This is a genomic window from Streptomyces sp. NPDC057474, from assembly GCF_042802555.1.
Lineage (GTDB): Bacteria > Actinomycetota > Actinomycetes > Streptomycetales > Streptomycetaceae > Streptomyces.
The window spans coordinates 1-6,858 of sequence record NZ_JBHVDX010000353.1; the positions used below are offsets into that span (position 1 = coordinate 1).

Here is a 6,858-nt window from a genome sequence, read left to right on the forward strand (position 1 = left end):
GTGGGTCAGCGGACCCGGCCGTACCAGACGTTCTTCGTCCACAGCTTCTGCAGCCGGACGACGTCACCCGTCTTCGGCGAGTGCCAGATCTTTCCCTTCCCCGCGTAGATACCGACGTGGTAGACGTTCGATCCCGAGTGGAAGAAGACGAGGTCACCGAGCGTGCGGCTGCTCGCGGAGATGTGCTTCGTCTTGTTGTACTGCTGCTGAGCAGTACGGGGCAGCTTCTTGCCCGCCTTCTTGAACGAGTAGAGCGTCAGCCCTGAGCAGTCGAACCTGCCCGGGCCCGTGGCGCCGTACTTGTAAGGGGAGCCCTTCTTGGAAGCCGCGACCTTGAGTGCCTTCGACGCCACGGTGGCGGCCTCGGCGTCGGATGCGACGCCCGGTACCACGATGCTGCCGCTCACTGCGGCGATGGTGAGAGCCGAGGCCGTACCGGCCCGGGTCAACAGCGACGGGACACGATTCAGCGCAGTCATGCGCAACCCTTCGTCAGCCGCCTGTGAAGGATGACCTGTCGGATTCGGGCTGGCGAAGTTGCCCGGCCGCTGACGCGGCTTCACCCCAAGGGCTGCTCGGCACGGTCATGGCTTGACCGTTCCGGCGACCCGTTGTGCTTGGGTCCTCCACTCCTGCCGGTGCACTTCTGTCGACCGGTCATCCGGGCGGCGGCAGGACTCGGCGTCCACCCGGATCGCCCCGCCGTTGTGGCGGGGGCTTGTCGTCAGGAAGGGATCTTGACGCACGAACGTCCGAAAATCCCAACGGAACCGTGGATTTGTGGTCTTACTCACCACTCGACCGTTCGGGTGGACAGAGCGATTTCGGGCGGTGTGTCCAAGTGGTCGAGGAGGCCCGCACCAGCACCGGAATGATGAATTCCGGCCATGTGCCAGGCGTATTGCGCAACTTCACAGGTCCTCACGACGTATAGGCCGATGGGTCGATCGCGGTAGGCCGTCCGGAGGGCGCGAAGCCCGGGTCGGACGCCCCGTCAGTAATACGGCGAGCGGCCCGGGATCGGTTCAGGCGGGCGAGTCCTCCGGCTCCGGCGGCAGCGCCACCCGGGCGGCCCGCCGCTCGCCGTCGAGCACGCGCAGGGCCCGCGCGAGCGTCGGGGCGTGCACTTCGTTCTCCCCGCGCTTGTGCATCAGTTCGAGCGCGGCGCGCAGAGCGGTCGCCTTCGCGACGAGCGCCTGCGCCGCACGCAACCCCCGGTACGTGTCGCCCGGGCGAGCCGGATTGATTCGGCCGAGCAGATCGACCACGTCCAGGTAACGGTCGATCAGCTCCCCCTCGGCGCGCGTGAGCGCGGGCAGCGGAGGCAGTTCGGGTGGGAGCATCCGCGCCTCACCTCGCGCCGGGGGGTGTGGGCGAGGTCTTGCGGCTCGGAATCACCCGGTCGGCCAGTCCGTACTCCACCGCCGCCTCGGCGTCGAGGAACTTGTCCCGCTCGATGTCGGCCTTGATCCGCTCCGGGCTCTGCCCCGTGTGCCGGACGAGCATCTCCTCCAGCTTCCGGCGGTCGCGCGTCAACTCCTCGGCCTGGATCGCCAGATCGCTCACCTGCCCCTCGATCCGGTCGGCCACCGCCGGCTGGTGGATCAGCACGCGCGCCCCCGGCAGCACGAACCGCTTGCCCGGTGTACCCGCCGCCAGCAGCACCGCGGCGGCGGACCCCGCCTGCCCCAGGCAGATGGTCTCCACGTCACAGGTGACGAACCGGATCGTGTCGTAGAGCGCAGTCATCGCGCTGAACGAGCCGCCCGGCGAGTTGATGTACAGCGAGATGTCGCGGTCCGGCGACTGGTACTCGAGGTGCATGAACTGCGCCATCACGTCGTTCGCCGACGTGTCGTCGATCTGCGTCCCGAGGAACACGATCCGTTCTTCCAACAATTTCGAGTACGGATCCATCGTTCGGTGGCCCGCACTGGTGCGCTCGGTGAACTCGGGCAGCACATGACGGGCCGACGGTCGGTTCGCGGGCATGGGGCACGCCTCCTCTGATCGACTTCTGTAAAAAATGTACAGGACGTACGCACTCTGGACGAGGGGATCGGCTGAAAGCGAAAATCCCCGCGGACGTGGCTCCGCGGGGATCTCGCGTGGGGTCGGGCTCGGCTGATCAGTTGTCAGTTGCGTGGTGCGGGGGCGGGGTCCGTAGAAGTTGATCGGCGGCAGTGACCTTCGCCATCCTGGTCTCCGGCATGCGGACCGCTCCGCTGCACCTGGTGCCTTCCGGAAAGTCCGCCGCCGTCTCGCTCTGTGCGCTCGCGCACCGGGGTGGCCGCCTGAGCCGTGCCGCTCGTCGCGAGCACCGCCCCTGCTGCCGCCGATCCCGAGTACCCGAGCAGCGAACGCCTGGAGCAGCCGGACATGGATCCCCCTCTGTCCGGTTGTCATGAACGCCGCCTGCGGAAGGTGAGCCCGATCGCACGAACGGACTGATCGCCGCGGGCCAGAATGGGATCTTCCACTCAGGGCGGTGCGCGGCGCCCGGTCTAAGCTGGACTCCATGGCCTACGAGATTCCGGTGACGCAAGCCAGGGCTGAACTCGCCGATCTGATCAACCGCGTGGTCTACGGCGGCGAGCGTGTCGTCGTGACGCGGCACGGGAAGCCCCTCGTCGCGCTGGTCTCCGCCGCCGACCTGGAGCAGCTCGAAGCCCTCCAGGAACCCGCGGACGAGCCGGTGGTCAGCGCCGTCTCCCGAGTCCGTGAGGCCGCACCGGTGCCGAGGGAACAGCGGCGGTTCGGCATCGCGGCGGAGCATGGCGGGACGAGCGCCTCCTAGGGGGCGGGCGGCTCGTAAGGGCCCGTACGCTGCTTTGCACTGCTGATCGGTAGTGACTTCCTGTGAGCGCGAGTGATACGGATCGGGTTTCAGACGGGTCGCACGAGCTGGTCTTTGCGGGATGCGGTGTGCCTGGCCCTTGTCACGCTTGGTGAACGAGAGTTCTGGGGGCGAATGGGTGACCTTTGCGGAGGGCGCACCGTCCTCGGCGCGCCGGGCGGGCAATAGCACCAAGGCCACGCATGACCAGTGGGCTCTGGCCAGGCGCGGGCAGGCAGCCCGTCCCCGTGATCGTGGTGGGCATCGAACCGGCCAGGCCCGACCGGAGACCCGGCGGTGTGAGGAAACCCGACCCCACCTACCCGGACCACGCACGGGATACGCGCCGCCGGGCCGTGGAGCGAAAGCGGGGGACCAGTGTGCCCAGCACCGTTCGGGGCGCGCGGATGAGCAGGAGTCCTGGTAACAGGACACACTCCCGCTCCCTGTTCAGGAACGGCTGCGGAGGAACACGACCGGCAGCCTGCCCAGGTCGATGCCTGTAGGCCGAACAGTGCGGCGAGTCCGGCCCGGCCACAGCGGCGGCCGCGCTCGCCCAGGGCTTCGCGGCCCAGTACGCGCGCTTCGGCGACGTACCGGTCCATGTGGTCGGAACTGGGCGTGAAGGCGCTGATGAGCATGGAGGACCCGGACGCCCGGAAGCGAGCGGCGCGACCCGCAAGGACGCGGGCCGACACGGATCCGATCACGGTCCGGTTAACGTCGCCGAAACGCCACCCAATTAGCCTGCGGCCACGCCACCAGCGAATTTGCCCGGTGGCGAGGCAACCGGACCCCGCACGGTCCGGAGCGAGGATGTGAGGTGGACGCCGTGCAACTGACCCCGCACGAGCAGGAGAGGCTGCTGATCCATGTGGCGGCCGACGTGGCGGAGAAGCGCCGGGCCCGCGGGCTGAAGCTGAACCACCCCGAGGCAGTCGCGCTCATCACCGCGCACATCCTCGAAGGCGCGCGGGACGGCCGCACGGTGGCCGAACTCATGGCGTCCGGGCGGCAGTTGCTCACCCGCGACGACGTCATGGAGGGCATCCCCGAGATGATCCACGACGTCCAGGTCGAGGCGACCTTCCCGGACGGCACCAAGCTCGTCACCGTCCACGACCCGATCGTCTGAGGGGGCCTCGATGATTCCCGGAGAGATCCTCTTCGCCGAGGACCCGATCGTCTACAACGAGGGCCGTGAGGTCACCCGGCTCACCGTCCTCAACGCCGCCGACCGGCCGGTCCAGGTCGGTTCCCACTACCACTTCGCCGAGGCCAACCCCGGCCTGGAGTTCGACCGCGCCGCCGCGCGCGGCAAGCGGCTGAACGTCGCCGCCGGCACCGCGGTGCGGTTCGAGCCGGGGATCCCCGTCGACGTGGAACTCGTTCCGCTCGCCGGCGCCCGTGTCGTGCCCGGTCTGCGCGGGGAGACCGGAGGTGCCCTCGATGCCTGAGATCTCGCGTGGCGCGTACGCGGACCTGTACGGCCCCACCACCGGTGACCGCATCCGGCTCGCCGACACCGATCTGCTCGTCGAGATCGAGGAGGACCGTTCCGGCGGGCCCGGACTCGCCGGTGACGAGGCCGTGTTCGGCGGCGGCAAGGTCATCCGCGAATCCATGGGCCAGGCGCGCGCTACGCGCGCAGAAGGCACCCCGGACACGGTCATCACCGGCGCGGTGATCATCGACCACTGGGGCATCGTCAAGGCCGACATAGGCATCCGCGACGGCCGGATCACCGGCATCGGCAAGGCCGGCAACCCCGACACCATGGACGGGATCCACCCCGACCTGGTCATCGGCCCCGAGACGGAGATCATCGCGGGCAACGGGCGGATCGTCACCGCCGGCGCCATCGACGCCCACGTCCACTTCATCTGCCCGCAGATCGCCGACGAGGCGCTGTCGTCCGGTGTCACGACGCTGGTCGGCGGCGGTACGGGACCGGCGGAGGGCTCGAAGGCCACGACCGTCACCCCCGGCCCCTGGCACCTCGCCCGGATGCTGGAGGCGATGGAGCAGTACCCGCTCAACATCGGCTTCCTTGGCAAGGGCAACACGGTCTCGCACGAGGCGATGCTGTCCCAGATCCGGGGCGGCGCCCTCGGTCTGAAGCTGCACGAGGACTGGGGGTCGACCCCGGCGGTGATCGACGCGTCCCTGACGGTCGCCGACCGGACGGGCATCCAGGTCGCCATCCACACGGACACGCTCAACGAGGCCGGGTTCGTCGGTGACACGCTCGCCGCGATCGCCGGACGCGGCATCCACGCGTACCACACCGAGGGCGCGGGCGGCGGGCACGCGCCCGACATCATGACCGTGGTGTCCGAGCCGCACATCCTGCCCAGCTCCACCAACCCGACCCGGCCCTACACCGTCAACACCGCCGAGGAACACCTCGACATGCTGATGGTCTGCCACCACCTCAACGCTGCCGTGCCGGAGGACCTCGCGTTCGCCGAGTCCCGCATCCGGCCGTCCACCATCGGGGCCGAGGACATACTGCACGACCTGGGCGCGATCTCGATCATCTCTTCGGACGCGCAGGCCATGGGCCGGGTCGGCGAGGTCATCCTGCGGACCTGGCAGACCGCGCATGTGATGAAGCGGCGGCGGGGTGCGTTGCCGGGTGACGGACGTGCGGACAATAGGCGGGTACGTCGATATGTCGCCAAGTACACGATCAACCCCGCCCTCGCGCAGGGACTCGCCCGCGAGATCGGGTCCGTCGAGACGGGCAAGCTCGCCGACCTCGTCGTGTGGGACCCCGCGTTCTTCGGCGTCAAGCCACAGCTCGTGATCAAGGGCGGGCAGATCGCGTACGCGCAGATGGGCGACGCGAACGCCTCCATCCCCACCCCGCAGCCGATCCTGCCGCGTCCCATGTTCGGGGCCATCGGGCGGGCGCCCGCCTCGAACTCGTTCAACTTCGTGGCGCCGCTCGCCGTCGAGGACGGTCTGCCGGAGCGGCTCTCGCTGGGGAAGCGGTTCGTCGCCATCGAGTCGACGCGTGGGGTCACCAAGGCCGACATGCGCGAGAACGACGCGCGGCCCGAGGTGCGCGTCGACCCCGACAGCTTCGCCGTGCACATCGACGGGGAGTTGGTGGAGGCGACGCCGGCCGCCGAACTGCCCATGGCGCAGCGGTACTTCCTCTTCTGATGGCCGAGGTGGGATGCGTGATGTCCGAGGCGCGATGCCTGATGTCGGGGGTCCGAGTTGTCTAGGGCAGCGCTTCTCGTCCTGGCCGACGGCCGGTTTCCCGCCGGAGGGCACGCGCACTCCGGCGGGGCCGAGGCGGCCGTCAAGGCCGGGCTGATCACCGGGGCGGAGGGGCTGGAGGCGTTCTGTCGGGGGCGGTTGCACACGGCGGGGTTGGTGTCGGCGGCGCTGGCCGCCGCGGCCGCGCTCGGGGTGGATCCGCTTGCCCTGGACGCCGCCGCCGATGCCCGGTCGCCGTCCCTCGCCCTGCGGGTCGCTTCGCGGAAGCTGGGGCGGCAGTTGATGCGGGCGGCGCGGGCGACCTGGCCGTCGGAGGAACTGGACGCTCTGGCGCGGGAGTTCCCCAAGGGGGCGCATCAGCCGGTCGTGTTGGGGGTGACGGCGAGGGCGGCCGGGCTGGGGCCGGACGATGCGGCGTACTGCTCCGCGTACGAGAGTGTGAGTGGGGCGGCCAGTGCGACGGTGCGGTTGCTGAGTCTTGATCCGTTCGATGCGACCGGGGTGTTGGCGCGGTTGGCTCCCGAGATGGATGTGGTGGTGGGGGCGGCGGTCGATGCGGCTCGGGGGGTGGGCGTCGAGGGGGTGGGGAGCTTGCCTGCGGCTTCCGCACCCTTGTTGGAGATCAGCGCGGAGGTGCATGCGGCTTGGCCTGTGCGGTTGTTCGCGTCCTGAGTTTCCTCGCCCCCGCCGCCCCTACCCGTCCCATCCCAGGGGCTGCGCCCCTTCGACCCCCGGCCGCGGGTCCGTCGTGGTTGTTCGCGCAGTCCCCGCGCCCCTAGAAAAAGCAGGGG

General features: G+C 69.6%; 8 protein-coding genes, 1 pseudogene and 1 riboswitch. Of the genes and pseudogenes, 6 read left to right on the forward strand and 3 right to left on the reverse strand.

The genetic code is table 11. From position 1 onward, the window contains the following. Positions 1 to 5: 5 nt before the first annotated feature. From ACFU53_RS45435 to ACFU53_RS45445, 3 genes are all read right to left on the reverse strand, one after another. Positions 6 to 479, reverse strand: a complete 474-nt coding sequence (locus tag ACFU53_RS45435) for a C40 family peptidase (protein WP_384005954.1) — start codon at positions 477 to 479, stop codon at positions 6 to 8. Positions 480 to 482: 3 nt separating this feature from the next. After that, positions 483 to 694: riboswitch (cyclic di-AMP (ydaO/yuaA leader) on the reverse strand. A gap of 331 nt (positions 695 to 1,025) precedes the next feature. After that, entirely contained in the window at positions 1,026 to 1,343 is a 318-nt protein-coding gene (locus ACFU53_RS45440) for a hypothetical protein (RefSeq protein ID WP_384005955.1), read from the reverse strand. Between the two features lie 7 nt (positions 1,344 to 1,350). Further along, positions 1,351 to 1,992 carry an ATP-dependent Clp protease proteolytic subunit gene (locus ACFU53_RS45445; protein ID WP_384005957.1) on the reverse strand — a complete coding sequence of 214 codons (642 nt, stop codon included), beginning with the start codon at positions 1,990 to 1,992 and terminating at the stop codon, positions 1,351 to 1,353. Positions 1,993 to 2,518: 526 nt separating this feature from the next. On the opposite strand from ACFU53_RS45445, the gene ACFU53_RS45450 reads away from it, so the two are divergent. From ACFU53_RS45450 to ACFU53_RS45475, 6 genes and pseudogenes are all read left to right on the forward strand, one after another. Then, positions 2,519 to 2,797, forward strand: coding sequence for a type II toxin-antitoxin system Phd/YefM family antitoxin (locus ACFU53_RS45450; RefSeq protein WP_384005959.1), 279 nt, complete (start codon positions 2,519 to 2,521; stop codon positions 2,795 to 2,797). A gap of 202 nt (positions 2,798 to 2,999) precedes the next feature. Next, a pseudogene (locus ACFU53_RS45455) lies at positions 3,000 to 3,263 on the forward strand (IS200/IS605 family accessory protein TnpB-related protein); the annotation flags it as partial. Between the two features lie 405 nt (positions 3,264 to 3,668). Next, the gene (locus tag ACFU53_RS45460) at positions 3,669 to 3,971 is read left to right on the forward strand and encodes an urease subunit gamma (protein WP_037705202.1); all 303 of its coding nucleotides are present in this window, start codon (positions 3,669 to 3,671) and stop codon (positions 3,969 to 3,971) included. Between the two features lie 10 nt (positions 3,972 to 3,981). Further along, a complete protein-coding gene (locus ACFU53_RS45465; protein ID WP_384005961.1) occupies positions 3,982 to 4,293 on the forward strand; it encodes an urease subunit beta in 312 nt (103 codons plus the stop codon). Continuing rightward, positions 4,286 to 6,007, forward strand: coding sequence for an urease subunit alpha (locus ACFU53_RS45470; RefSeq protein WP_384005963.1), 1,722 nt, complete (start codon positions 4,286 to 4,288; stop codon positions 6,005 to 6,007). The genes ACFU53_RS45465 and ACFU53_RS45470 overlap by 8 nt, the downstream gene beginning before the upstream one ends. A 57-nt stretch (positions 6,008 to 6,064) precedes the next feature. Then, on the forward strand, positions 6,065 to 6,739 hold the full coding sequence (locus ACFU53_RS45475; protein ID WP_384005964.1) for an urease accessory protein UreF: 675 nt from the start codon (positions 6,065 to 6,067) through the stop codon (positions 6,737 to 6,739). Positions 6,740 to 6,858: the final 119 nt, after the last annotated feature.

Bases quoted from the DNA above. Each gene is read 5' to 3' on its own strand.
- ACFU53_RS45435 (WP_384005954.1), bottom strand. From the start codon at position 479: ATGACTGCGCTGAATCGTGTCCCGTCGCTGTTGACCCGGGCCGGTACG.
- ACFU53_RS45440 (WP_384005955.1), bottom strand. From the start codon at position 1,343: ATGCTCCCACCCGAACTGCCTCCGCTGCCCGCGCTCACGCGCGCCGAG.
- ACFU53_RS45445 (WP_384005957.1), bottom strand. From the start codon at position 1,992: ATGCCCGCGAACCGACCGTCGGCCCGTCATGTGCTGCCCGAGTTCACC.
- ACFU53_RS45450 (WP_384005959.1), top strand. From the start codon at position 2,519: ATGGCCTACGAGATTCCGGTGACGCAAGCCAGGGCTGAACTCGCCGAT.
- ACFU53_RS45465 (WP_384005961.1), top strand. From the start codon at position 3,982: ATGATTCCCGGAGAGATCCTCTTCGCCGAGGACCCGATCGTCTACAAC.
- ACFU53_RS45470 (WP_384005963.1), top strand. From the start codon at position 4,286: ATGCCTGAGATCTCGCGTGGCGCGTACGCGGACCTGTACGGCCCCACC.